Origin of the sequence: Porphyromonas endodontalis (assembly GCF_052173515.1) — a bacterium.
GTDB lineage: Bacteria > Bacteroidota > Bacteroidia > Bacteroidales > Porphyromonadaceae > Porphyromonas > Porphyromonas endodontalis_A.
Genome location: NZ_JBQMYL010000015.1, coordinates 1 through 26,226, shown reverse-complemented (window position 1 = coordinate 26,226; position 26,226 = coordinate 1). Strand labels below are relative to the sequence as shown.

Genomic DNA, 26,226 nt, shown 5'->3' with positions numbered 1-26,226 from the left:
ACTAGTTCTTGGGAAGCTGATGGGCAAGGCAGCTTATCTTTTAGCCCTAAGTCGGATAGAGGGAGTAGGTGCTATTACTCTCCGTCGTATCTTAGAGGCTGTAGATGATGTCTGCGACATATTTTCCAATCCTGCTATTTTAGAAGGTGTGGCACCTGCGCTTTATAGGCGTGTGGTGTCGCACCTTTCTCTTTCTGAGCTCCTTGAGAGTGCCGAGCGGGAGATAGAAGAGGCTCAAAGAAAGCATATCGATACATTTGGATTAGGGGATGCGGACTATCCTCAGTTACTTGCTGAGTGTGCAGACCCACCTCCTGCCTTCTTTTATTTTGGTAATAGAGACGCTTTGCGCTCTCCTCATTGCATTAGTGTAGTGGGAACAAGGCGGGCTTCTCGTTATGGCTTAAAAGCAGTAGAAGTACTACTTGAAGATTTGGCGAATAAGATCCCCGATCTCGTAGTGATTAGTGGCTTGGCATTTGGTATCGACGTAAAGGCTCATAAAGTGGCTCTTGACTTAGGAATCCCCACTATTGGTGTATTAGCTCATGGTTTGGATAGGATTTATCCAGCGGCTCACCGCAATATTGCTATTGAGATGCTCAAAAAAGGGGGGTTGCTTAGCGAGTATTCCTGGGGGAGTAAAGTGGAACGTCACCATTTTGTGGGGCGAAATCGTATTGTAGCAGGCCTTTCTCATGCCACCCTTGTGGTAGAGAGTGCTGCCCGTGGAGGTTCGCTTCTTACTGCTGCAATGGCTTCGGGTTACGGACGGGAGATATTCGCTGTCCCAGGGCGTATTACGGATTCTACCTCTGTGGGGTGCAATCGCATCATAGCATCTATGCAGGCCGTCCCTGCCATTAATGCTGATAGTATCATATCCGTATTAGGGTGGGGAAAGAGTAATGGAGGGGAAGTGGAAAGCTCATCTTCTCTTTTTGCTCCTCAAGATCTTCCGGACGACCCTGTATTACGCCTCATTGTAGAGGAAGAAACAATACACTTTAACGACTTATTGATGCGCTTGGGGATCTCTGCCGCGGAGCTATCTAATAGATTATTCACGCTTGAGTTTGACGGCTTCATTAAGCCTCTCCCCGGAGGCCTCTACTCCAAATCATAATTGTCAACACCATGGAAAGACGATTACATATAGTATCTTTTGATATTCCCTATCCTGCAGATTATGGAGGAGTAATAGATGTTTACTATAAGATAAAGGCTCTTGCCGACCGAGGTGTTAGCATAATACTCCATTGTTATCAGTATGGACGACCCGAGCAAAAGGGACTGGAGGGTTTGTGTGAAAAGGTCTACTATTATCCTCGCCTTAGGGGGATATTTTCTGCACTATCACGTGAGCCCTATATCATTTACAGCCGTCGTTCTCAAAGCCTTCTCTCCCATCTTTTGGAGGATGATGCGCCTATTCTCTTTGAGGGATTACATACGTGTCATTTTTTATCTCACCCTGCTCTTAGCAATCGGCTTCGTATTGTTCGAGCCTGCAATATAGAGCATGAGTATTACCACTATCTGGCGAAGGGTACTCGAAGTCTATTCAAGAAGCTTTATTTTTCCCTTGAGAGTCTTCGGTTGCGTCTCTTTGAGAAAAACCTTCGTTATGCACATCATATCCTAGCAATTACCCCTCGAGAGCGAGATTATTTTGCTTGCCGCTATCCAGAAGTAAGGGTAGAATGGGTTTCGGGGTTTCATGGAGATCAGGAGGTGAAGAGCCAACCGGGGAAGGGAGATTACTTCTTATTTCATGGTAAACTCTCTGTATTAGAGAATGAACTTACAGCAAAGAGATTGATTCGCCTAGCTCCTCAACTTCCCCTTCCTCTCGTAATAGCAGGACGAGATCCGTCACCTAGCCTCCGAAAATGTGTGCAGAAAAGCGGAAATGTTCGTTTGGAAGCCAACGTATCAGGCGAACGAATGGAGCGTCTCATTGAGCAGGCTTCTGCACATATCTTGGTCACAAATCAGCCAACGGGGCTTAAATTGAAACTACTCAATGCCCTTTATTCCGGTCGTTATATTATAGCAAACGAAGAGATGGTCTACGGAACGGGACTAGAGGAGTGCGTCTATAGGGTAAAGAGCGATGAGGATATTCTACGTCAAGCCTCTGCCATTGCCTCCAGAGAGTTTACCCTAGAAGAGCAGGAACGGAGAGCAAAACTCTTATCGCCACGTTATGATGATTTCTACAATGCACAACTTCTTCTTGAGATCCTCCCAGAGTATCCAGACCTCTGATTGAAGCCTCAAAAAATAAAGGATTTGTACCTAGAAACAAATAAGACGTATAGCTATTTTCTCCTTATAAACTAGCCTGTAAAGTTGTACTTTGTCTGATTATTAAGAGTTGTTCTTCTACCCCTATTGTTACACGCCTAAAGTGCAATATAGTAAGGGACTTACGCTTTTTCTTGGTTGTTGATAACTTGTCGTTTCATAAAGTTGTTTCTTTATATCTGTTTGATATTTAGTAGATTATAATGCTACTTCTTCGTAGTCTATAAGTAGTTGTGCAAGGTGCTGATTCTATAGGTAGTTAGCTATATCATTAGCCTCATTGTGGATTTTCTCGGTTTGTTTAGCCCAAAAATAAGCACTAGTTTTGCGTTGTGATTGAACAAAGAGAAATACTGATTTTCCCTGTTCATTCAGAGTGAAGTAGAGGGATAGGTATACTATCTCAATAGACCAAGTTACACCTTCGGATAGATAGGAAGGAGAGGTTGATTACGCTGTATTATTGCTCTGTTGTAGGGCACTTAAGGCGAGTAGATTTTCTCTCCCTAGGGGGAATCTCTCCTCTTCAAAAGAGGGTATGATAAGGATTGAAACAAGAAATATAGAACGCCTAAAGAGAGAATATGGAACAGAACGTAAATAGCATATGGCAGGAGTGTCTCGTACACTTGAGTTCTCATATTCCCTCCAAGCAGTTTAATACTTGGTTTCATCCCATAGAGCCCGTGCGCTTAGAAGGGAATGATACCATCGTGGTAAAGGTGCCTAGTGCCTTTTTCTGTGAATATATTGAGCAGAATTTTGCACTCCAAATGCAGCAAGCCTTGCGGTCTGTACTTGGCGAGCATGCTCGACTAAGATACCTTGCAATGGTGGATAGCACCTCCAATAACACGACAGAGGGCTGCTTACTGACTTCTATGTCCGAAGCCTCTCTTTCTACATCCCCTGCAAGTATCCCTCAAGGTATTTCAGTCCCTCACAACGATGTCGGGGCAACAAATCCCACTCAATGGGACACGAAGTTACTCCCTCCTTTTACATTCGATTCGTTTATCCGAGGGGAGTCTAATGATGTAGCTCTTTCTCTTGCTCGTCGCATTTGTGTAGAGCCAGGGGATGCTATGATGAACCCCTTCTTCATCTATGGACCTCCCGGGGTCGGAAAGACGCATATGATGAATGCCATGGGGTGGGAAATACTCCGTCAGCATCCGGACTTGCGTGTGCTCTACGTCACTACGTTGCAGTTTGTACAGCAATTTACAGCGGCAAGTAAAAATAAGAAGGTCCCCGACTTCATCAAGTACTACCAGCAGATAGATGTATTATTGCTTGATGACATCCAAGAATTGGAGGGGAAAGAGCGTTCGCAGCAGGCTTTCTTTGAGATATTCAATCACCTATATTCTCTTGGTAAGCAGATTGTTCTCACATCGGATCGCTCCGTGAGTGACTTTAATGCGTTGAGTGAGCGCATTGTCTCTCGTATGGCAGGCTCTCTTACAGCGCAGATCAAACGCCCGGATCTTTGTCTTCGTCGGGAGATTCTTAATAAGCTTGCAAGTCAGGGAGGAGTTGTCCTTACAGAAGAGGTGAGTGACTTTATTGTCAAGAACGCTTCCCATAGTGTGCGAGAGATCGACGGTGTCCTTTCTAGTATCTTCTTGAGTGCCTCCGTTACAGGTAGCCCCATAGACCTTTCATTTAGTCGGGAGATTTTGTCTCGCACCATACGGCTAGAGGAGAGAGAGGTAACGTTGGAGAATATACAGAGGCTTGTGTGTGAGAACTTCCACATCCCGGCACATCAAGTAAAAGGGAAAAGCCGTCGCCAAGATATTGTTATGGCTCGCCATGTTATCATGTTTTTGGCCAATAAGCATACCAAAGAGTCCCTTTCTAGCATCGGGCACTATCTGGGAGGGAGAAGTCATGCTACCGTTATCCATGGCTGTAATTCTACCCGTGATGCCATATCCATAGACCACGAATTTGCTACAACCATCTCCAAACTAGAGCAGCAATTGCAGTGCTAGCTCACAGGATAGAAGGGTGGCGGATAATCGACTTTTTGAGTAGAATTGGAGCTAGAGGACCCTCATTGAAAAGTAGATCATAAATGCTCAGGTTGGGCGTAAAATCTGTGCCATTCTCACCCTTGAATACCTGGTAGTAGGGGACTTGAGCATTAAAATAGGGGTCGAAAGCAGGCTTTTTGGGACGTATAGAGAGACGAAAATCCTCGGGATAGGTAGCTTGATACGTCTCTGTTTCTGTGATTGAGATATCCAAATGCATTAGCCCTGCGATAAGTTCCATTAACTCCAGATTAAAGTCGTACAAGAACGTATATCGCTTTCGATAGAATGGCTCAATATCGGGAGCATAATACTCGTAAAAAGGTGCCATACCATAGCAGCTTTTGAGTGTTTGCCAATGTCTTGCACGCCAATTATTCTGCTCCGATATGCGTACTTCTCGGATAGGGCATTGCTCAGAGGCTCCTTGCTCTACCGGAATGCTTAGCTCTTGTACGCCATCAGCCGCTAGTATGCGACATCTATTGCGATAGGTTTGCTTGATATAATGCTCACAAGCCTCTAGCAGTACTTTACCAGAGGCTAACTTTGCGAAATACTGTATGGGAGGGGCGTAGGCTGTAGATAATATCATAGGGCTTGTATGCCGTACAATCGATTGCGATGTATTGGGCCATAATGGCGAGAGTCCATGCTATTGAGGATAGAATAGGTTAGCAACCAAAACTCATTAGACCGAAGTACTAAACGATAGTAACTACTATCTGCCCCGTTAGAGGTTAGCGAAAGAGTATCCGATAGGATAGAAGCAGTATGTTTAGGTTCTGAAGAGGTGTTTCTCTGGGCGTTTGCAGAGAACCAAGACTTGCCATTGACATAGATAACCCCTGCGTAAGATTCGATAGTATCGCCAGGAAGCCCTGCAACCAATAGAGGCAATCTATGGGTGTCTCTCCTCTTCCCTTTGTTTTCTAGGGATGCAAGAACAAGTTCTCCTCGTTTGGGAGAGCCTATTCGTGCCATCAGAAGGTAACGCCCTGCATATTTCCCTAAAGCCTCGCTATCCTTGGGAACATGGTATACAAAGCCCACCCAAAGGCGCAGTAGCACTACTAAGATGATAAAAAAGATCGGTAGGGCATAGTACCTCCATACTAGACGGTTCTTTTTCATTCTCTGTTTGGGTGACATCTCGCCAAATAGGGAAGGTGATTATTACCACTTGGTTACTTTACGGAACATACGATGCCAGCGAATCTTTCCGGAGAACAGGCCTTTGTCTTTATCTAAAGAGAGCCAAAGAAGAACCGGTTTGCCTACCACATGATCTTCGGGCACGAAGCCCCAATAGCGGCTATCGGCAGAGTTATGGCGATTGTCTCCCATCATGAAATAGTAATCCATGGCGAAAGTATACGTATCCTTAGCCTCTCCATCAATCTTGATAACGCCATTACTATCTATGACCACGGAGTGTCTTTCGTAGGCCTCTATGCAACGCTTGTAGAGAAGAAGGTTATTAGGAGACAACTTGATAGTTAGTCCCTTTTTGGGGATCAGTATGGGACCATAGTTGTCTCGGCTCCATCCTAGTTTAGCTTCTACGGGATAGGTAAATCCTTCGCTGTCGGGTTCTACAATTATTTTGAGTACTCTTGTATCACTTTGTAGCTTTTGTAGCATCTCTTCGGTGAGAGGGAAGTGATAGAAAGAGCTCTTACCCCCTTCTAAGGCTAAGTCAAAACCCATGCTTGATAGGGAACTAGAGGTTTCGTGAGATAGCTGTATGTATCCGCGATCACTTTCGCTAATACCTAAAGTTTCAAAGTCTCGTACCGACAAACCTTCTGGCTTTGCTTGTACATAATAGTTGAGTTGCATGTACTTGGGGCGAGCCTGTTTTTCTCCATTAATATAGAGATCGTTATTGCGAATCTGTAGGGTCTCTCCCGGCATTCCCACGCAGCGTTTTACATAGTGGTCGCGACGGTCTACGGGGCGATACACTATCTCTCCAAATTCAGATGTGTTTTTCCACACTACATCTCGCCCATAAAGCGCGATAAGGGTATAGTAGTCGGGGTTGGGAACCTTTACAGCTACAGTATCTCCAGCGGGGAAATTGAAAACGACTAGGTCTTCGCGCTCTACATGACCTCGCCCAGGGAGGCGGCGATATTTGAGAGTAGGTGTTTCGCTATAGCTCTTCCCTCCTAAAAATGTATTATGAACAAGAGGAATGGCCAGAGGCGTATTAGGAAGCCTAGGTCCATAGCTCAGTTTATCAACATAGAGATAATCCCCTACAAGTAAGGTCTTCTCGAGAGAAGAGGAGGGAATGGCAAAGTTTTGGAAGAAGTAGATATTGAGTAGAGCTACCCCTATAACACAGCAGACAATATCGCAGAGCCAAGCGCAAATATTACGCAACAGGCTATTTTGGATGGAGTTATACCAATTCCATTTGATCTTGTGAAAGAAGTAATAGTCTATGATAAGAGGAAGGAAAATCAACCATAGCCAACCTGCCCAAATGGCAAATGCGATAAAGAGGAGAGATACAATAACCCCTACAATATTGCGTCGGGTTAATAGGTTTTTCTTCTGCGTGCTATTGTGTTGCATATATGCTTAATATTAGGTTCTTAGTTCTTAGATTAGATGGATTTAGTCAGAAAATCCGAGCATCATTCTCATGGAGAGTACACCGTGATGCGCAACCGCATATTCGGCAGCCAGTACAGCTCCAAGGGCAAAACCCTCTCTTCCGAATGCTTCGTGGGATAGAGTTAGCTCATCAACCGGAGAATGCCACTTGATGCTATGAATGCCGGGAATCTCTCCTATTCGCTTGGCTTCTATCGGGAGAGTGTGAGGATCTAAATTTGGGGCAAGTGCCCATCCCTCCAAATTAGGAGACTCTTTTATTATATCTTCCGCCAAAGTGATAGCCGTACCACTAGGGGCATCAAGTTTGTGTACATGATGTGTTTCCTCGAGAGAGACACTGTACTCGGGTTCCTTCTGCATGATTCGGGCGAGTTGCCGGTTGAGTTCAAAGAGGATATTTACCCCTAAACTAAAATTACTGGCATAGAAAAAAGTGCCGCTCTTAGAGATCGAAATGTCATCTTGTAGCTTCTGTACATCGTCGCGCCAACCCGTTGTGCCCGATACTACCGGCAAGCCTTTATTGATTGCATGTAGGCAGTTTTTGTAGGCAGTTTGGGGAGTTGTAAATTCGATACAGACATCAGCTGGCGGCAATTGCTGTTGCTCGGTAAAGCATTCACCATCAGCATCGAAAATCGCTGTAATACGATGTCCTCTTCGTATAGCCTCTTTTTCGATGGCTTTTCCCATACGTCCATAGCCTACTAATAGTATATCCATGAGTCTTAATATATCTGAGATGGGCACTGTTTCATTCTTAATCCTCCCTCAAAAGTACGAATAACTAGTAGAATAGTGGCATTATGGCCGAAGCAATAGCCCCGTGATGTGTGTATCCTAAGAGGTTGGGAAGGAATTATCGTTGGTTCTTATACAAGGCAATAAAGACGAGAATTCCCGAAAGAATGATGGCTAATATTGAAAAAATATCCAGCCTAACGGACGAAAAAAGCCAGCCTGCAATTACAAACCAAATAGCCGAAATGCAGGTCACTTGCAGGGCAGAAAGTTTGCGGCGAGGTCTTGTCATTGGTAGATAAGGCTTTAGAGAAGATCAAATAGTTCGGGCCGTGGCATCCAATAGCGGAGGTCTTCCCCCTTATGCCGAGCAGATCTAATTTCCGAAGAAGAGATCTCCATGAGAGGGGCATCATGCAGTAGAGTGACATTGTTATTTTCCACCTCTTTGGGGAGGGTGTATCCAGGGCGCGGATAAACCAAGATAGGGTATTGCTCGATCAATTCTCTCCAAAGATACCAGTGCTCGATATTAAGCCAATTATCGGCTCCCATTATGAGGATAAATTGGTACTGAGGGTAATGCTCCCTCAGTTTGTCCAGAGTATATATCGTGTAATGGGGGGCTGGTAAAGTCTCCTCTATGCGGCAGCAAGCAAATCGAGAGTCATTGACTATCACTTCTTCGATAAGGCGGCATCGCTGGGTAAAGGAGAGTTCTGTAGCCCTAGGCTTGAGCGGATTTTGAGCTGTGGGAACAAACCAGAGTTGCTCTATCCCTTTGTTATGGCAGAGGATATAATTGGCTAGCGCCATGTGCCCAATGTGTATGGGATCAAAAGAGCCTGCAAAGAGGGCAATTTGGGGCTTTATACTCTCCATATCCATGGGGCTTTTGAGAGATGATTAGTCGTTAATCCCTAATGTGAGACGTGCCAAATCGATTTCTTCGGGTACACCTGTATATTTCCCGTGAGCGTCACTAAGTTTTACACAGTAGCTCCACTCCTCTCGCTCGGTCATCTTGCAGCGCCATAGTTTCATTACAATGTTTGATGGGGCTACACCACAACCGGTATCGTTGGTAAGGTTAGTGCCAATACCAAAGGAGCAACGGATATGATCTGCACAATAGTTACGTATCTCTATAGCTTTGTCCACATTAAGACTATCGGAGAAGATGATGTATTTGATTTTCGGATCCACCTTTAGCTCTCGATAACGGGCAATTGCTTTGTCTACAAATTGGAAAGGATCTCCACTATCATGGCGCAAACTCGTATATAGCTGGGCATGTTTTTTGCTGAAATTCCTCAAGAAAACATCCGTCGTATAGGTGTCTGTTAGTACAGTACCTAAGTCTCCGTCATAGACATTGATCCAGTCTTCCATTGCCATATAGTTTGCCATTTTGTAGCCGTATATGGCTCCATGGAATTGAATCCACTCGTGGGGATGAGTACCCGATACATTGAGGTTATATTTGTGCGCAAAGTGCACATTGCTTGTACCAAAGAAGTGTTGCGGAGCATACTCCCGCATAATACACGTGATTTTGTCTTCTACCTCGTAGCTAAAGCGTCGGCGCATCCCGAATAGCGAGAAGTTTAGTTGCTCCCTTTCTAGTCGGGTAGCCTTGTCTATAGCCACTCGCTGCATGTACTCCTCGTCCGGAGTGATATTCATCACCCGATAATACAATTCACTTACTAGTGCTAGGATGGGCGTCTCCCAGAGAGTTACCCGATAGAGAGGCCCCTCCGCATCTATATACAGATGCCCCTCGCTGTCTTGTGTGATGGTAAGCTCATCGGGATTGAAACGAAACCCTCTTAGCATATCAATGTGAGTGGGAGGGATATAGGGCATTCGATGGGCTATGAACTGCGCTTCGCTATCACTTAGGGCAATTCGAGACATATGGTCAATCTCTTCTCTTAGCAATTGGGCAAACCCCTTGGGATAGATGCGATGATCCCGATCTATGAACTTGAAGTGTCCATAGGCATAGGGGAATAGTTTGGCATAAGCGTAGCCTGTAGTAAACTTATACAGGTCGGTATCGAGAAGACTATTGATGATCATAAGAGAAGAGAGTAGTCTTTGAATGGTTTAGCGGAAAAATGGAAAAACATTGCATACCCACAGAGCATGGATAGGCGGAGTGACTTGATATAGTGAATGCTCAAGATCCGAGAGTAGAGTGGTTCTGCTCTGATCTTGCTCAACCACTACAACTATTTGGGCAACTTGAGAAGCCAATAGATGAACCGAATCGAAGGGTGCGATAAGAAGGGTAGGAGTCTTTCTCTCCGCTTCTGCGAGTGCTAGATCTTGAGAAAATTGTTTACCTCCCCAATACCCCTGTTCTATAATGCGAGCATGGGGTAGGTTAGCCGCAGAACTATTGGAGGCGTGGAGAAGATGTACTATTTTACTCACATTCCCACCTCCTAACGAGTAACTTGCAGCAAGGTCTGCCACCAATTTATTCAATCGTTTCTGAGCTTTTGAGCTTTTAGATGGAGTGGTAAACAGGATGGGACGAGCACTGGCATCCTCCTTCAGGTTAGATTGAAGCGTAAAACGGAGGGCATCGATCGTTTCAGGAGTATCTGAGTAGTTCCCTCTCTTGCGATGCAGACGAAGCGTTGAGATAAGGGCTTTTTGCCAGAAGGGGGATAGTTGTCGAGGCTCCAAAACACTCCCTCGTAAGAGCCAAGCATAATAGATTAATACAGTAGGAATAATCAGCCCTAGAAGCAAAAAGATGATCTTGACCGAGAATGCTCCTACGGGAGATGGCTGGATAGCTGGGGATGCGGTAACTTCAATCAAATGGTCGTAGCGTAGTACTTCTCTATTACTTATGGTACGAGCCAGTCTCTGTTGCAGTTCTTTTATCTCTTGCGTACGAGATTCTGTCGTGAGACTAGCGGAAACAGAGTCGGGATGCGTTAGCCTATGAAGTGCAGCCTCTATCATCTCCTCCTCTTTGTCTAAGTCAAGCGTTACATTGTAGCGCACTAGAGAGTCCAGATCGACCAGCATCCCGGCAAGAATCTGCTTTGCACGTCGCGCAGAGCCTGTGGTGGAGACTTCCACATTGAGAAAATTGGGAAGTTCATTCTCAATCTCCATATCCCAGTCGTACTGAGCACGAGTTTCTGTTACACTCCGTCGTGTGATATAGATGGGTTTGTCTGAGGCATAGGATCTTATTCCGTATTCTTCCCATCCTGGGTTGTCTTGTAGTATTACTTTTCCTACAGGGGTCTCAACGGTACTATTCCAAGGTAATAGTATGGAGTATGAACTCGTCCCTTTTAGCTCCTTCCCTTGATATACCCCCTTTATTTGGGAGAGTTGTAATCCGTCAGCTTCTTGTCGTACTACCAAGGTAAAGTAGTCGGCATCAACAGCATCGGGAAAAAGAAGTCTGAAAGGAATGTGATTGTATATATCGCGAGAAGAAAAACCGCTTCGTTGAGCGTATTCTACTTCGAAACCCACCCTCTTTCCTGTTCGATAGATAATGTCCGCTGAGACAATCCATCCATAGATTTGAGCTGCATCGAATGCGGGAGTATGCTTCCAAAGAGGCTCTTCTTTTCCAGAGTTTGCATCTACGAAGACCTTATCAGATTTAGGAGTCTGTATGGGGAAGCGTGTCATTACAGCCATGCGGTACTTATTATTCCCGATAGCAGAACTATTCCCTAACATTTTGATAAAGCCAAAGGCTATCACCAATGATAGGGCAAACCAATACCAATTGAGCACTACAAGGCGAACAAATGCAGAGAAAGACATGCGCTGTGGAAGAACAGTCTTTGAAGGAGAGAAAGTAGAATCCATATATGATTAGAAGGGTTGAATACTTTACAGAGGAGAGCTTAGTGTTATTTCTGAGTCATGATATCGAGTACAAGTCGATCCGTCTCATTCATTCCTACACGGCCAATACTTGCAAGATTACTTATGGTAGAGTCTACACTCTCGTCTACAATGCCTTCACTACTAGTTACAACTTTGTGTTCCATAGCAAGTAGGGCAGAGAACATGGCCGTAGATACTCCACTTGAGACCTTCATACTGCAGCTCGGTTTGGCTCCATCGCACAGCATCCCTGTAATGTTGCCCACCATATTTTTTATGGAAAACTCGATTTGTTCTCGACTGCCTCCCATTAGGTAGGTCAATCCACAACTCGATCCTGTTGCAGCCACAACGCATCCACAGAGAGCAGATAGGCGACCTAATTTTTGCTTTACGTAGATCACCATAAGGTTGCTGAGAACCAATGCTCGTATAGTTTGCTCCTCGCTTGCACCCTCATGCTGTGCAAAGGTTAGTACGGGTAGGGTCGCCGTGATTCCCTGATTGCCGCTACCAGAGTTACTCATAACGGTAACGGGAGCACCATCCATACGGGCATCGCAAGCTGCACTTGTGTAGGTAAGCATCTCCGTGAGAGCCGAGTTCCCGAGATATTTCTTTCCCCAATCCCCCTGTATCATCTGTCCAACAGAGTGACCGTAAGAGCCTTTGAGACCAAATTCACTTGCTGCTTTATTGAGTCGAGCAGCCTCTTGTATGAAAGTAAGTTTCTCTAGAGGAGTTGTGGTGGCAAACTCATAGACTAGATCAAAAGTAAGTTGTAGTCCTTCTGCTTCATTGCTTGACCCTTGTGTAGAACAATTATCGCCGGAGAGTTGATCTAGGAGAACCTCATCATCCCGACGTATGTAAGCGATATTGCGGTGGTTACTTTGGATAATTGTGCTCGCTGTATGGTTAGCTCCTTGGAGGTTAATTTCTATATAGAGCTTATCTATATCGCCTTCTTTGAGACGTATAGACATGATCTTTTTGTCTACTAAGGCTTTTGCTTGCGCCAGCTGCTCTTGGCTAAAGTTTTCTAGTATAGTAAGATCCTTCGAAGGGTCTGCCAAAATAATTCCTAGAGCAACGGCAATGGGAAGCCCAATCATTCCCGTACCGGGGATGCCTACTCCCATGGCATTTTTGAGCATATTGGCACTTAAGAGAACCTCTATAGACGTAGGAGATTCCCCAAGAGTTTGGGCAGCTTGTGCAGCCGCTAAAGCCACAGCTACAGGCTCTGTACATCCCGTAGCGGGTATAACTTCATTCTTGATAAGCTCAATACACTGAGCTTCTATTTCTGGAGTAAGCATACAATCTATCAACGGAAGAAAATAAGTTCGTATTGTTGTGGGAGTAGTTTTATAGCGTATTCGTTTGACAATACCATTGATACAATTTGGGAAGCCCCTCTTCTATAGAGGTGGTGTATTCCCACCCAAGGGTTTTGAGGCGAGAGGGATCTGTAAGTTTTCGTCGGGTACCATCGGGGTGAATATGATCGAAGGCAATAGTGCCTTCAAAGTTGACAGCATTTCGTACCTCTTCAGCAATTTGAGAGATAGAATGCTCTACACCTGTGCCCACATTGAGATGACAATTGCGGATTTCTCCTCTAGGAGCATCTGCCGATAGATGAGAAAAATCAATGTGATTCATTACGTAGATACATGCTGCTGCCATATCTTCACTCCACATAAATTCGCGTAAAACAGAGCCCGAGCCCCAAAGTACAAGTTCATCCGAAGTGATACCAAAGGAGGCAAGACGCTCGGTAATTTGATCTAGGGAGGAGTTTTTGTCCAATCCCGAGATAGGACGCAAGTCAATATCGCGTCGTAAGGCTTCCACGTCTGCCTGGCGAAGGAGTTTTGCTAAGTGCATTTTACGCATCATAGCCGGTAGTACATGACTATTTTCTAAATGAAAGTTGTCCCCGGGACCATAGAGATTGGTAGGCATTACTGCGAGATAGTTGCAACCATATTGTAGGTTGAAGCTCTCACACATCTTGAGCCCTGCGATTTTGGCAATAGCATAGGGCTCGTTGGTATACTCTAGAGAAGAGGTCAGGAGGCAGTCCTCTTTCATGGGCTGAGGAGCATTGGCAGGGTAGATACATGTACTCCCTAGAAAGAGGAGTTTCTCCACATGATGGTGATAGCTCTCGCCAATCACATTTTGTTGTATCCCTAGGTTCTTATAGATAAAATCTGCCCGATAGCGACTATTGGCAAGTATCCCTCCAACAAAAGCTGCTGCAAGGAATACGTACTGAGGCTGCACTTTGTCGAAAAACTTGCGAACAGCTACAGCATCAAGGAGGTCAAGCTCCGAATGGGTACGAGTGATGAGATTTTTGTATCCCTGTCGCTTGAGCTCTCTATAGATGGCACTCCCCACTAGCCCTCGGTGACCTGCAATGTAGATACGGGCACTCTTATCCATAAGTATGATGGCAGAAAATTTTTATTCAAAGTAGTTGTAGATGGAAAATCCTCCCTGCTTTAGGTAGGCTTCTCGCTTCATAAGTTGCACGTCGCTTTCCATCATATCGTGTACAATATCAGCAAGAGTATACTCCGGTTGCCAATGCAGAAGATTGCGAGCCTTAGTTGCATCTCCCAAAAGAACCTCTACCTCAGTAGGACGGAAATAGACTGGGTCTACGGCAACGATGGCTTTCCCAACTAAACTGCGTGCATGAGAGAGAAATTCTTTCCCCACAGTCTGAGCTACGCGATCGGCATCTATAGCAGTAACCACCCCCTCTTCATTCAATCCTTTTCCGCGGAATTCGATAGAAAATCCGACTTCAGAAAAAGCGAGTTGGACGAAGGTACGTACCTCTGTAGTGACCCCCGTAGCTACCACATAATCGTCAGGGGTATCGCGCTGCAAGATGAGATGCATAGAGCGTACATAATCTTTGGCGTGCCCCCAATCACGTCGTGCCGAGAGATTGCCTAGGTAGAGCCGATCTTGTAAGCCCATGGCAATGCGGCTGGCACTTCTGGTTATCTTGCGAGTTACAAAAGTCTCTCCACGGAGAGGGGATTCGTGATTAAAGAGGATGCCATTACTGGCATGTATTCCGTATGCCTCCCGATAGTTCACCGTAATCCAATAGGCATAGAGTTTGGCAACGGCATAGGGGCTTCGGGGGTAGAATGGGGTAGTCTCCCTCTGAGGCATCTCTTGCACAAGCCCAAAGAGTTCGCTGGTAGAGGCTTGGTAGAAACGCACTTTATCTTCCATACGGAGTAGATGTATTGCCTCTAGTAGACGAAGAGTACCCAAAGCGACAACATCGGCAGTATATTCCGGCAGCTCAAAGCTAACCTTTACATGGCTTTGTGCTGCAAGATTATATACCTCATCCGGAGCAATCTCTCCAATGAGACGAGTCAGCCCCTGCCCATCTGTCATATCAGCATAGTGAAGGTAGAAGTTACGCCCTTCTAGGTGAGGATCTTGGTAAAGATGATCTACACGCTCTGTATTGAATAGAGAAGAGCGGCGCTTCAGCCCATGAACTTCGTATCCTCGTTTGAGTAGGTATTCGCTCAAATAGGCTCCATCCTGCCCTGTGACACCGGTGATAAGGGCCTTTTTTCTAGAGGTAGGTGTACTCATATCTCACTCTTATGGCAAAGTTTACTTTATGGAAAAAATAAGAGAAGTAGCCCCAAGGGTTATCACATCTCCATCAGAGAGTTGATGCTTCTCGCCCGGGTCAAGCTCGCGTGCATTCACAAAGGTCCCTGTCATGCTATCATCATCCATAAGGATAGCAACTACATTTCCCTCTTTATCTTTCTCTATGGTTAGTAGCGATTGATTGCGATCGAGGCTTGGGTCTGCCGTGCGAATGGCGACCTCAATTTCCGTATGTCTATCATTATAACGGCCTATCCTATTGAGCCCCTCGTAGAGAGGGAATTGTGCCGAATAGCCAAATACATTTTCTACAACCTGCAAATAAGCAAGAGGTTGCCCCTCTTCGCGTTTGTCCAGGCGACCTGTACTCCCGCCCTCCATTTGCCTGGAAGCTTTGGGGGGGCGTAGGGTAAAGGCAAGTTGTCTATGACACCCGGGACAAGGAGTATCCACATGACCATTCTTATCCAAAACACTCCGAATCCAAGTAGCCTCAAGGCGTTTCTTACAATAGGGACACAGTATGTACTTCATGTTGTTTTATGCTAAGAAGGAGGTTTCTTGGAGGATCAGCCAAACAGTATAGATGATGTAGACCAAGAGAAGAGCTATCCCCTCCAATCGTTTGATCTCACGCTTGCCGTAAAATAGAGTAAAGACAAAGAGCAGTACAACAGCGAGCAGCATTACTCCATAATCTAACAGGGTAATGCCTTCGGTTTCAATGGGGCGGATAGTGGCGGTTATTCCGAGGATTAGTGCAATATTAAAGATATTGCTACCTACGATATTGCCTATTGCCATATCTACTTCTCCTTTTCGTGCTGCGACGATAGAAGTGGCAAGTTCGGGTACAGAGGTACCCACTGCAACGAGAGTAAGCCCTATCACAGATTCGCTAACTCCTAGAGCACGAGCAATGGCAGAGGCTCCTTCCGTGAATAAATTTCCTCCAATAATGAGCATTACAAGGCCCCCTATTACCATCCCAATAGATAGCCACCAACCATAAATTTTGATTTGAGGAGCATTACTATCGGGTTGCTGCGCTACATCTTTCCCCTTTGTCCCCTTCTTACGAGCAATGTAGAAGGTGTAACACATAAAGAGAAGAAAGAAAAGAAGCAATACAAGACCATCACCATGATCAAGGCTATTTATGGTGCTATTATGTAGGAGTGTGTCATTAGCAAGTAGAATGAGAGCAATGGAGATAACAAACACCATAGGGACCTCGGCATACAATGTGCTCTTACCTACTCGCAGTGGGGTAATAATAGCTGTGACGCCTAAGATAGTCAAGATATTGAAGATATTACTTCCTAGGACGTTACCTAAGGCAATACTCTCTTTCCCCTGTATGGCACTGGAGAGACTGACGGCAAGTTCGGGAGTAGAAGTACCAATAGCAACAACTGTAAGCCCAATAACAAGAGCCGACACCTGCATCCGTCGAGCAATAGAGCTAGCCCCATCGGTCAAGAAGTTGGCTCCGTAGAAGACTAGAGCCAGCCCCCCAAGCAACATGCCAATACTAAGAAGTGTACTCATTTTTCAGTAGGTTGGGGGGTATAAACGAGAAGACTTTGTTTGCGTACGCCAATCTCTATACGATTGCCGGCCAGTACAGACTCTCCGTCAATCTGAGCCGGGGCTTTATCATCGCACTCTCGCTCTATCACAATATTAGCCCCTCTATAACTATCGACACAGCTGTTTTTGTCTATATTTTTGGTCACAAGCTGTAAGGCAACGTGCCCAGCGAGTAGGGGATCGAAGGGGCGTAGAATGACAAGATCGAGTAGCCCATCGGAGGGACTTGCATCCGGAGCTATATAGAAGTTATTGCCGTATTGATCTATATTGGCTGCCGTAACAAGAAAGGCTTTTGTCTCAATGATTTCGCCATCAATGGTAATGCGGTACTGTTGGGGACGGAAAGCGATGTACTCATCAATGGCCGCTTTGATGTAAGTAATCAGCCCTCGGCGCGAAGTCTCGGCATACCGCTTGGTCATCTCCGCATCAAATCCCACGCCGCAAGTACAGAAGAAGGGTTTACCATCAACCAAACCTGTATCTATGGCTGTGGTATGCCCTTCTGTGATTACTCGAACAGCCTCGGCATCGCTGGAGAGAGGGAGTCCCAAGGCTCGTGCTAAACCATTACCACTCCCCTTGGGGATTATTCCCATTTTGACGTGAGAGCCATGCAATGCACTCGCAATCTCGTTGATGGTACCATCTCCACCCACAGCAATGATGCTGTCTATATCATTTTCTATTGCCTCCTTTACTAGGCGAATGGCATGACCCTCTCCTTTTGTATAGGTGATTAGTAGCTCTTCTTCTCTTGAGTTGTAGGCATCTGCAAGAAGCCCCGGGATACGGGTCTTGGAGCCAACTCCGGAGATGGGATTAATGATGGCAAGTATGCGACTAGGCTTGAGCATGAAAGTCTTGTCTTCTAGGGAATGATGATTAATGGCGATCATGGCGGAGCAGTCGCTCACGAGCTATAGCCTCATATTGCGTCCCAGGGCGCCCATAGTTGCAGAAGGGCACAATACTAATCCCTCCACGAGGGCTAAAGTCACCCGTTACCTCTATGTATTTGGGATTCATCAGCTTGATGAGATCGTCCATAATGATATTGACACAATCTTCGTGAAAAGCACCATGCGAACGAAAGCTGAAGAGATAGAGTTTGAGACTTTTGCTCTCTACCATGCGTTCGTCTGGGATGTAATCGATGTAGATTGTAGCGAAGTCGGGTTGCCCCGTAATGGGGCAGAGAGCCGTAAACTCCGGGCAGACAAAGCGAACCCAGTAGTCACGTTGGGGATGCTTATTGCTGAATGCCTCCAGGACTTCCGGAGCATAATCTTCTTTATACTCAGTTTTTTTACCAAGGAGCTCAAGCCCCTCTTCTGATCTATCCATAGAACTTATAGTATATTCTGTTTGTCTCTACAAAAGTAGTCAAACATACGCTTATACCATTATTCTTAGTTGCTTTCTCCTTAGGGATTAAGCTAATAGTATCGATTTTCCTCCTAGCAAGGTAAGAGTAGGGCGTGGGGAGCTACTGAGGCAGGTGCCTTAGACGATAAGGTTTGGGGTAGAGATTGTTGTACCTCGTTCCAATGTTTTTGACAAATCCGAGCGGAATCCCTTCGTAGCAAACGAGGCAAAATCCTTTGGGAGTTGAGGGGAAGGATGCAAGAGTTTCTCCTGCTAAATACGCCAATGCTTGCTCCCTATCAAGAACTATGGTAGGGAAGGCTGAGATGTTGCAAAGCTGACTATAAGGGAGCAGAGGAGAGGGCACTATTTCTTTCCCCTTAGATTCTCCTACAGAAACCCCTGCTGACAAAATGCGGATGGCTTTTGAGGATGCCAATTCTTGGTATTTAGGGAGGAGCTGTGAGGGGATCCACTGTATAACCTCAGGTGCGACGGGGGATATAACGAACTTCCCCACTTCCCTTTCATCTCCCTCTTCGCAAAGGAACCAACGTCTATCTATATCAGAAAATGAAATGCCGGATGTTTCTTTACGTCCTGCTTTTCTCTTTGCTGTTTTGGAGAGTGGAGTAGAAGAGGTGTTATTATCTTCCTCTTGAGGCTTGTAGAAAGCGGCGAAATAGAACCCTTCTCCCATGGTTATCCCGGGGAGGAAGTGCCATCCAAGCCCGCCTTTCCCCTCAACCCAATGCCATTCTTCGGGTGGGGTAATCGCAGCGATAGGGCTGGCATTATGTTCTCGCAAGAGATATTCCGCCTGCTCCTCGTCTTCGTGTCGATTAAAGGTACAGGTACAATATACGAGCATGCCACCAGGCCGTAACATAGCCCACGCAGCATCAAGAATCTCTCTTTGGCGTAGGGCGCATTCGTTTACTGATTGTATCGACCACTCCAGACGAGCCTCCGGCGTTTTACGGAAGAGACCTTCGCCCGAACAAGGAGCATCTACTACAATCATATCAAACTGTGCTCCTGTTGCTGCCAACTGATCCGGATAATTGTTGGTAACTATCGTATGGGGATAGCCCCATTTCAAGAGGTTCTCTCGCAATATCTGAGCACGTTTGGGAATTGGTTCGTTGGCTACGAGGGTACTATGCTCGGGTAAAATGTCGAGTAAAAGGGTAGATTTTCCCCCTGGGGCGGCACATAGATCTAGCACCTCTATGGGATGTTTAGGGATGAGAGGCGCTAGCTGGGCGAGAGCCATAGAGGCAGCCTCTTGTACATAGTACATACCAGCGTGCCACAGGGGATCGTGAGCGAAGAATGGGCGCCCCTCAAGTCTATATCCCTCTTGGCACCAAGGGATCGGCGTGGCAGGGTAAGCTGGGGAGCATGCCGCATTGTAACGCGCACATTTGCGGATATTGAGACGAAGACTTACGACAGGATCGGTATCATCCAATGCAACTAAAAGGTTTGCAGCCTCTCGTGGAAAGTCCTGCTCAATCTGATGAACAAAGTCTTGAGGCAAGGGGGGAATAAGATCGGCCATAGTGCTATCCCTCTAGGAGCCTAGGATGAAAAGGGTAGGGACCTTCGCTAACGAGAAAGGCTTCTTGCGCCACTGAGCAATGGAGCGAGTCTCGATATGCTCCTCTTGCCCCGTAATATCTTGAGCAACACAAAGGCGAGTAGTGGGCCGGCAGTGGGCAAGCAAACTCTCCATTATCTTTTCGTTGCGATAGGGAGTTTCAATGAATAGTTGAGATTGCCCTTCTTCCGTGATGCGCCGCTCTAGCTTTGCGATGCATTTCTTTAGCTCGGTTGGCTCTTTGGGGAGATAGCCTGAGAAGGCAAAGCACTGACCATTAAGACCGGATGCCATCAAGGCTAGCAGTAGGGAAGAGGGGCCTATAAGGGGTACCACTCGTATCTTGTGCTCATGGGCTAGACGAGCTACTCTAGCTCCGGGGTCCGCCACTCCGGGGCATCCGGCTTCGGAGAGTACTCCCGCAGACTCTCCCTTCTCCATCAGAATAAAGGCCTCACTAAAGGTTGCCTCATCGGCATGTTTCCCGATCTCTATAAAGGTGATGGGGTCTATCGGTTTATGGGGACAAAAGAGCCTAATTGCCCTACGTGCCGAACGAATATTCTCAACAAAGAATAGGTTCAATTGCTCTATTATGGGAGCATTCGCTTGAGGAAAAAAGTCCGTTATACTACCCTCTGCAATGGGTACAGGTAGCATATAGAGGATGCCGGAAGAGTTTGTCATAAGACGTTAGGATGCTCCTATTTCTTAGGTTTGGCAACGATGCTTACTTTCTTGATGATAACATCTTTGCGAGGTCTGTTTTGGTCGTTGGTAGCCACACGCTGTATCTCCTCTACCACATCCATACCACTTACCACTTCGCCAAAGACGGTGTATCCATTGTCAAGGTGGGGTGTTCCTCCATAGAGCTTGTAAGCCTCTCGTTGCTCGGGTGTGTACTTGCGTCCGGTGCGAGCCTCCAGCTCATCAAGATCAAGATCGGTAAAGTAATTCCCCGTCACAATGTAGAATTGCGTAGACGAAGAGGCCTTTTCTGGATTCACCTCATCCCCTTCGCGAGCCGCACATAGAGCCCCATGCTTGTGAAAGAAGCGCGTAAGATCAATTTCGTGCGGAATGCGTGTGCTTATGGTGTCTTGGCTCACATCTGTAGACGAAGTAGCCCCTCGAGTCATCAGGTTGCCCCCTTGTATCATAAAGCGGTCGATGACACGATGGAAGAGCGTGCCCTCATAGCTATGAGCGCGTACTAGCTGCAAGAAATTGTCTCGATGGCGTGGGGTGCCATCATAGAGAGCAACCACAAAATTTCCCTTGCTGGTCTCTATCTTGACAAAGAAGGATGCTTCATTGGTAAGAGGAGCCGTATATTGAGCTTTGAGCTGAGTAGTGAGGGCGATGAGACAGAGGAAAGAGAGTACAAGTCTTTTCATATTAATGGGGGTAATGTATCGTTGGTTGCATTAGCAGTAGCGATAAAAGCCTTTGGATCCTTCTCCAGCACATATTGTTTAAGCCTAGGTACATCTTTGCGCTCTGCAATCATAAAGATGATATCGCGCTCCACGCCTGCATACATCCCTCTACCATGTAGATAGGTGGCACGGAGCTGTAGTTCGTCTATAATAAGAGCACGTAGTTCTTGCGGGTTTTCGCAGATGATAAAGATGGCTTTGTTGGGATTCTCGGGGTTCATCAGGTCTAGTACCTTACCATACACAAAGATGGTGACAAGGGAGTATAGAGGCACTCTTAAATCACGGAAAACGATAAGCCCGAATAGTACCACAAGCGAATCGATGAGGATAATGAGGTTGCTGGTTTTGATATTGCGCCCCTTGCCCAAAACTCGAGCCAGTACGTCGGTACCGGCACTCGTGCTCCCTGCTCTAAAGGTGAAGAATACCCCAAGCCCCAAAATCGCTCCTCCATAAACAGCGGCAAGGAAGGGGTCGTCTTCTATGATGGGGAGCCCTTTGGTTATATGCGTCGTGATAAGGTCAGTCAGCAGGGCAATCAGGAGGAATGTAGCGATGGTTTTCCCTCCGGAATAAATGCCGAGCTTACGAGCCGCCAGCAAGAATAGAGGGATATTGAAGCACAGGGAGACCTTACCAATGGGTAGCCCTTCGGGGAAGAGTGACCAAAGCCCCTCTGTTAGGTGATTGATACCAATGCTGATACCATATACACCCCCAGGCACAATCCCTGCCGGTGCAATAAAGATGGAATAAGCCGCGGCCTGAAGGATAGCACCGATGAGTACCAAAAATAAATCGTTGGCAACTTGCTTCCCCGTGATTGTTGGATTGGAGATGAATGGATTCCTTCTCATTTTCATCCGGATGAATAGGGTTTCTTCGTTTATATCACCTAATTGTTTGGCTGCAAAGGTAGGGAAATTTGGACTAGTTATCCAGCCCTCCGACAAGAGCCAAAGGAGGAAATTCTAGCAAAAAGCCTAGATCTCAATCTGCGAAAAGCGAGAGGGGAGCTGTACAACCCGAGGCGAGCAAGGCATTTTGGGCTTGTTTAGGGCGTATAGGGGGCGGTAGAGCGTTTGCCAGCGCCGAGCACGGGAGAGTATTTTGTCTGAGGGAATTGCCTTGTGATGCGTAGTGTAGTAGATCGTTTTGGCTCTGCGCTTGAGGTGGGCTCCCCACGAGGCATCCGTCCGTTGCGAGTCTTGCGTACGGAGTTGGAGGCGTTTTAAGTCGCAGTATCCCGTGTGAACAAGGTACAAATCGGTCAGAATGTGATAGTTATGCCCCTTAACTCGATGAAATCCCGACCCCCATTGCAAGGGACGAGCCAAAATGACAGCCTTGGTATAGCGCGAACTCAATACAGCGTAGTGCCTTTGAGCGAGGAAAGAGCGACTACTATCCAACGTCTCTTCTTCTCCGATGCGCTGCCCCAAATCCAACCCTAATGCACTAGCACACGAGGGAAGATCTTGTCGAGAAAGGTACTCGGCAAGCCCCATTTCTCTTTGGGGATCTACGATAAGGAACTCATCAGCATCACAGCCTATGACAAGATCGTATCCCTTAGCAAACAACTGCTGTGCAAGAGAGCTGAGCAAGCCGATACGATATTTATCCCCTTGAGCTCGGGATAACGTACGATGCTCCCAACGTTTTACTTGTTCGGGGATAGCTCGTGAGGGGATTGCCTGCTCCAGTCCGTCTAGGTATATATATAGGTGTTCGTAACCGAGTGCTTCTCCATAGTAGCGTACCCAGCGATTGAGAAAAAAGTCATCGTTTCTTGCCATTGTAATGGCAGCAATGCGACGTGGAGTGTAGGCTGTCTTATCCATAACGTTTAATCCCCAGCAAAGGTAGGAGATTCTCACCGAACCCCTCTCTCTTCCATGGGCAACCTCACAGAAGTAAGCATCTAAATGTCTCCCCAATCTCGTAATTGCCTAGTATCTTTCAGTATAAATTAAGTACATTTGCACCAATTAGTGTAAGGAGTCGCTCTCGTGAGCGAAATCCTCTGACTTCGAGAGAGAAAACAAAGGAGCAAACACCATTGAATTATGGCAAATAAACCATTGCAATTCGTTCTTATGGAACGCAAGATGAATGTCGGTCCTCAGGCAGGAAAGACGGTACAAGTTGCCCATCCTACGGGCAGACGTCGTGTGGACTTCCGCAGTTTCTTCGAACGTGTAGCAAAGTCCACCACATTTAATCGTCAAGAAGTGGAAGCCGTATTGAACTACGCCACGGAAATTGCATGTGATATTGTAGCCAATGGCGACATCGTGGAGTTCGGAGATTTGGGTGCACTGAGTCCATCGTTCAAAAGTAAGATAGTGCCACAAGGCGAGGTTTTCAACGTGCAGAAGCACATCGAAAAACCAGTCGTTCGCCTCAGTCCTTCAAAGAAATATTTTACTCTTACCGATGTCACTTACGAACAGACAATAGCTAAGCCCAAGAAAGGCTCAAAAAAGCCTACTCCACAACCCAATGAAGGTGGTGGCTCAAACGAAGACGACGGACTTTAATCGAACTTGCGGAGCAATTGCCGATATCAGCATTCACTCCGTAACTGCTTTTAATTGTTATACACGAAGAAAGATTTATGTCTAAAAAGAATCAGTCCAACAGACTAACAACCCAACAAAAGGGATCAAAAGGGGTTGTCGGTATTTTCGGAGAAGAGGCGAAACTGCATGACTTGACCGTTGGAGAGATTTCGCATCGTGTCGTAAAAGAGCTTCAAAAAGAATATCCACAATTGGAATTTCGATATAGGACGAGCATCAAGAAAGAAGAGATTAATGAAGCCTTAAAGAAAATTGACCCAGATTTGGGGCAGACGCTTTTCGTTCCAAATTCAAGTATTATCCCTGATGGCGGAATTGTTGAAGTGAAAGACGACAACGGCAATTGGAGAGTAATTTTGGTTTCCGAAGCAAAACATCAAGGAAAGGATATAGAAAACATCAAGGCCGGCAAACTCGTTGGGAAAAAGAATGACCAAGACCTTATGGCTGCCGGCAATGCTATTGAGCGTTCGCACAAGAACATATCCGAAATTGCCAATCTGATGCTGGCAGAGTCGCACTTTCCTTATGTATTGTTCTTGGAAGGGTCGAATTTTCTTACAGAAACCATTTCTGTGAAGCGTCCTGACGGAAGAGTCATAAAACTCGAATACCATTCGGGGATACTGAACAGACTAGACAGACTGACCGCTGCCAATTACGGTATGCCTATCAATACAAACTTGTGCAAGAACAAGTTTGTCAAACATAACGACAAGGCAATCATGCTTCAAGCAACCTCTATTTACACACAGGGAAATGGAGAAAGATGGGGTGTCAACAAGATGCTCGAAATTATGCTTGATATTTCAAAAACTTCTCTGCAAATATTGGGTAGCGATCTATTTAAGCAGCTAACTCTGAAAAAGTAATCAAAATAGAATTTGGAGTATGGCAAGGAAGGCGACAAATGAATTGCTGCAAAAGGCAAAAAAGCAGAAGAACGATGAGTTCTATACACAGCTTGCTGACATAGAGAGCGAATTGCAGCATTATAAAAGTCATTTCAAAGACAAAGTGGTATATTGCAATTGCGATGACCCACGCATCAGCAACTTTTTCAGGTATTTTGTTTCTCATTTCAAAGAGATGGGAATCAAGAAAATTATTGCAGCCTGTTACAAGGAGCAGAATATGGACTTATTTAATACAAGGGAAAACAAACATGGATTTTTCTTTGAATATACAGGTACGGAATTAACTGACAACGACCCGAAAAAAGCCAATGTCGTTTACTTCAAAGGAGATGGCGATTTTCGAAGTCCGGAAAGTATTGCCTTGTTGAAACAATCGGACATCGTTGTTACCAATCCTCCCTTTTCTCTATTCCGAGACTATGTTACACAATTGATTAGATACGATAAGCAATTTCTGATTATCGGGAACATCAACGCCATTACCTACAAGGAAATCTTCAAACTCATTCAAAACAATAAGGTATGGCTGGGGGTTAATCTTGGCAGAGGAATTTCGGGGTTCATCGTGCCGGAACATTATGAACTCTACGGGACGGAAGCACGGACAGATGATTCGGGCGACAGGATTATATCCCCCAATAATTGTCTATGGCTTACTAATTTGGATAATTTCTTGCGGCATGAAAATATCTTGCTAACTAAAAGCTATTGCGGACACGAACAAGAATATCCCAAATATGACAATTATAACGGTATCAATGTCAATCGAACGCAGGATATTCCGCAAGATTATAACGGATATATGGGTGTTCCGATAACATTTCTGCATAAGTTTAACCCTAAACAATTTGAAATTGTCAAGTTCCGAAAAGGAGACGATGAGAAAGACCTATCAGTAAATGGAAAGTGTCCTTATTTCAGGATAATCATCAGACCGAAATAAACCACTCTTAAAATGAAAGGATATTGCCAATAAGTATCAGTTTACATCATTAGTACTCTTTTGTTGCATCAATCTCTCCATATCCCTTGCAATCTTTTGGTCGGTGATTTGGGCATAGATTTGTGTGCTGGCAATGGACGAATGTCCCATCATCTTGGCAATGCTCTCCATCGGAATACCAGCTTCCAAGGTCAGCGTGCCGAAGCTATGTCGTCCAACGTGGTAGCCCAGCGGAGTACGAATGCCACATGCCAAGCCCACGACTTTGAAATGGGTAAGTAGTTTGCCCTTGCTCATTGTTTCAAGGAATATCTTGTAATTACCCTTATTCTCTTCTTCAAAATCTAAAAACCATCAAGCGGAAGATCTTCTTCATCTCAGCCTCTTCCTCCCCGATACGAACCTTTTCCTCTATTCTTAATGACCACTCAGGCGATTGCTAATGACCATTCTTATAAAAGCTCATTAGGAATTTGATGAAAGCTCATGAGCTTTTT

25 protein-coding genes and 1 pseudogene are annotated in these 26,226 nt (G+C 45.7%); 6 read left to right on the top strand and 20 right to left on the bottom strand.

What is annotated here, in order from left to right:
- The first annotated feature begins 19 nt into the window (after window positions 1-19).
- From dprA to dnaA, 3 genes are all read left to right on the top strand, one after another.
- Window positions 20-1,126: a DNA-processing protein DprA gene (gene dprA / locus ACTTHR_RS07485; RefSeq protein ID WP_442605725.1), complete on the top strand. Its 1,107-nt coding sequence runs from the start codon at window positions 20-22 to the stop codon at window positions 1,124-1,126.
- A gap of 11 nt (window positions 1,127-1,137) precedes the next feature.
- Complete coding sequence (locus ACTTHR_RS07480) at window positions 1,138-2,271, top strand: glycosyltransferase family 1 protein (protein ID WP_442605724.1); 1,134 nt, start codon at window positions 1,138-1,140, stop codon at window positions 2,269-2,271.
- A gap of 623 nt (window positions 2,272-2,894) precedes the next feature.
- Complete coding sequence (gene dnaA, locus ACTTHR_RS07475; RefSeq protein WP_424776936.1) at window positions 2,895-4,310, top strand: chromosomal replication initiator protein DnaA; 1,416 nt, start codon at window positions 2,895-2,897, stop codon at window positions 4,308-4,310.
- A 1-nt stretch (window position 4,311) separates the two neighbouring features.
- On the opposite strand, the gene ACTTHR_RS07470 is transcribed toward dnaA, so the two are convergent.
- The 19 genes from ACTTHR_RS07470 to ACTTHR_RS07380 all read right to left on the bottom strand — a co-directional run bounded on the left by ACTTHR_RS07470 (window position 4,312) and on the right by ACTTHR_RS07380 (window position 23,128).
- Window positions 4,312-4,947, bottom strand: a complete 636-nt coding sequence (locus ACTTHR_RS07470) for a WbqC family protein (RefSeq protein WP_442605723.1) — start codon at window positions 4,945-4,947, stop codon at window positions 4,312-4,314.
- A complete protein-coding gene (locus ACTTHR_RS07465) occupies window positions 4,944-5,486 on the bottom strand; it encodes a S26 family signal peptidase (RefSeq protein ID WP_442605722.1) in 543 nt (180 codons plus the stop codon). The genes ACTTHR_RS07470 and ACTTHR_RS07465 overlap by 4 nt, the downstream gene beginning before the upstream one ends.
- A 42-nt stretch (window positions 5,487-5,528) precedes the next feature.
- Window positions 5,529-6,938, bottom strand: coding sequence for a signal peptidase I (gene lepB, locus ACTTHR_RS07460; RefSeq protein ID WP_442605721.1), 1,410 nt, complete (start codon window positions 6,936-6,938; stop codon window positions 5,529-5,531).
- 42 nt (window positions 6,939-6,980) lie between these two features.
- Window positions 6,981-7,706, bottom strand: a complete 726-nt coding sequence (locus tag ACTTHR_RS07455; RefSeq protein ID WP_442605720.1) for a 4-hydroxy-tetrahydrodipicolinate reductase — start codon at window positions 7,704-7,706, stop codon at window positions 6,981-6,983.
- Between the two features lie 324 nt (window positions 7,707-8,030).
- Window positions 8,031-8,606: a nicotinate (nicotinamide) nucleotide adenylyltransferase gene (gene nadD / locus ACTTHR_RS07450; protein ID WP_442605719.1), complete on the bottom strand. Its 576-nt coding sequence runs from the start codon at window positions 8,604-8,606 to the stop codon at window positions 8,031-8,033.
- Between the two features lie 24 nt (window positions 8,607-8,630).
- Window positions 8,631-9,809: a nicotinate phosphoribosyltransferase gene (pncB, locus tag ACTTHR_RS07445; RefSeq protein ID WP_442605718.1), complete on the bottom strand. Its 1,179-nt coding sequence runs from the start codon at window positions 9,807-9,809 to the stop codon at window positions 8,631-8,633.
- Between the two features lie 27 nt (window positions 9,810-9,836).
- A complete protein-coding gene (locus tag ACTTHR_RS07440; RefSeq protein WP_442605717.1) occupies window positions 9,837-11,537 on the bottom strand; it encodes a hypothetical protein in 1,701 nt (566 codons plus the stop codon).
- Window positions 11,538-11,626: 89 nt separating this feature from the next.
- Window positions 11,627-12,925, bottom strand: coding sequence for an L-cysteine desulfidase family protein (locus ACTTHR_RS07435; RefSeq protein WP_442605716.1), 1,299 nt, complete (start codon window positions 12,923-12,925; stop codon window positions 11,627-11,629).
- A gap of 49 nt (window positions 12,926-12,974) precedes the next feature.
- Window positions 12,975-14,060 carry a GDP-L-fucose synthase family protein gene (locus tag ACTTHR_RS07430; protein ID WP_442605715.1) on the bottom strand — a complete coding sequence of 362 codons (1,086 nt, stop codon included), beginning with the start codon at window positions 14,058-14,060 and terminating at the stop codon, window positions 12,975-12,977.
- Window positions 14,061-14,081: 21 nt separating this feature from the next.
- On the bottom strand, window positions 14,082-15,248 hold the full coding sequence (gene gmd, locus ACTTHR_RS07425) for a GDP-mannose 4,6-dehydratase (protein WP_304285012.1): 1,167 nt from the start codon (window positions 15,246-15,248) through the stop codon (window positions 14,082-14,084).
- Between the two features lie 21 nt (window positions 15,249-15,269).
- Window positions 15,270-15,806 (bottom strand): FHA domain-containing protein, encoded by a 537-nt coding sequence (locus ACTTHR_RS07420; protein WP_424776945.1) that lies wholly within the window; start codon window positions 15,804-15,806, stop codon window positions 15,270-15,272.
- A 6-nt stretch (window positions 15,807-15,812) separates the two neighbouring features.
- Window positions 15,813-16,823 carry a calcium/sodium antiporter gene (locus tag ACTTHR_RS07415; protein WP_442605714.1) on the bottom strand — a complete coding sequence of 337 codons (1,011 nt, stop codon included), beginning with the start codon at window positions 16,821-16,823 and terminating at the stop codon, window positions 15,813-15,815.
- A complete protein-coding gene (locus tag ACTTHR_RS07410) occupies window positions 16,820-17,785 on the bottom strand; it encodes a diacylglycerol/lipid kinase family protein (protein ID WP_442605713.1) in 966 nt (321 codons plus the stop codon). Before ACTTHR_RS07410 ends, ACTTHR_RS07415 begins: the two co-directional genes overlap by 4 nt.
- On the bottom strand, window positions 17,754-18,215 hold the full coding sequence (gene queF, locus ACTTHR_RS07405) for a preQ(1) synthase (protein WP_281676895.1): 462 nt from the start codon (window positions 18,213-18,215) through the stop codon (window positions 17,754-17,756). The genes ACTTHR_RS07410 and queF overlap by 32 nt, the downstream gene beginning before the upstream one ends.
- Before the next feature lie 142 nt (window positions 18,216-18,357).
- Window positions 18,358-19,800, bottom strand: coding sequence for a methyltransferase RsmF C-terminal domain-like protein (locus ACTTHR_RS07400; protein WP_442605712.1), 1,443 nt, complete (start codon window positions 19,798-19,800; stop codon window positions 18,358-18,360).
- 12 nt (window positions 19,801-19,812) lie between these two features.
- A complete protein-coding gene (locus ACTTHR_RS07395) occupies window positions 19,813-20,526 on the bottom strand; it encodes an SAM-dependent methyltransferase (protein WP_442605711.1) in 714 nt (237 codons plus the stop codon).
- Between the two features lie 17 nt (window positions 20,527-20,543).
- The gene (locus ACTTHR_RS07390; protein WP_442605710.1) at window positions 20,544-21,239 is read right to left on the bottom strand and encodes a peptidylprolyl isomerase; all 696 of its coding nucleotides are present in this window, start codon (window positions 21,237-21,239) and stop codon (window positions 20,544-20,546) included.
- Window positions 21,236-22,147, bottom strand: a complete 912-nt coding sequence (locus tag ACTTHR_RS07385; protein ID WP_004334280.1) for a YitT family protein — start codon at window positions 22,145-22,147, stop codon at window positions 21,236-21,238. Before ACTTHR_RS07385 ends, ACTTHR_RS07390 begins: the two co-directional genes overlap by 4 nt.
- Window positions 22,148-22,267: 120 nt before the next feature.
- Window positions 22,268-23,128: a glycosyltransferase family 2 protein gene (locus ACTTHR_RS07380; RefSeq protein WP_442605709.1), complete on the bottom strand. Its 861-nt coding sequence runs from the start codon at window positions 23,126-23,128 to the stop codon at window positions 22,268-22,270.
- Window positions 23,129-23,353: 225 nt separating this feature from the next.
- On the opposite strand from ACTTHR_RS07380, the gene ACTTHR_RS07375 reads away from it, so the two are divergent.
- From ACTTHR_RS07375 to ACTTHR_RS07365, 3 genes are all read left to right on the top strand, one after another.
- Entirely contained in the window at window positions 23,354-23,827 is a 474-nt protein-coding gene (locus ACTTHR_RS07375; RefSeq protein ID WP_442605708.1) for a histidinol phosphate phosphatase, read from the top strand.
- Between the two features lie 77 nt (window positions 23,828-23,904).
- Window positions 23,905-24,741: an EcoRI family type II restriction endonuclease gene (locus ACTTHR_RS07370; RefSeq protein ID WP_442605707.1), complete on the top strand. Its 837-nt coding sequence runs from the start codon at window positions 23,905-23,907 to the stop codon at window positions 24,739-24,741.
- Window positions 24,742-24,760: 19 nt separating this feature from the next.
- The gene (locus ACTTHR_RS07365) at window positions 24,761-25,729 is read left to right on the top strand and encodes an adenine-specific methyltransferase EcoRI family protein (RefSeq protein WP_012458261.1); all 969 of its coding nucleotides are present in this window, start codon (window positions 24,761-24,763) and stop codon (window positions 25,727-25,729) included.
- Window positions 25,730-25,765: 36 nt separating this feature from the next.
- Here ACTTHR_RS07365 and ACTTHR_RS07360 read toward each other — a convergent pair.
- Window positions 25,766-26,062: pseudogene (locus ACTTHR_RS07360) on the bottom strand (tyrosine-type recombinase/integrase); the annotation flags it as partial.
- Window positions 26,063-26,226: the final 164 nt, after the last annotated feature.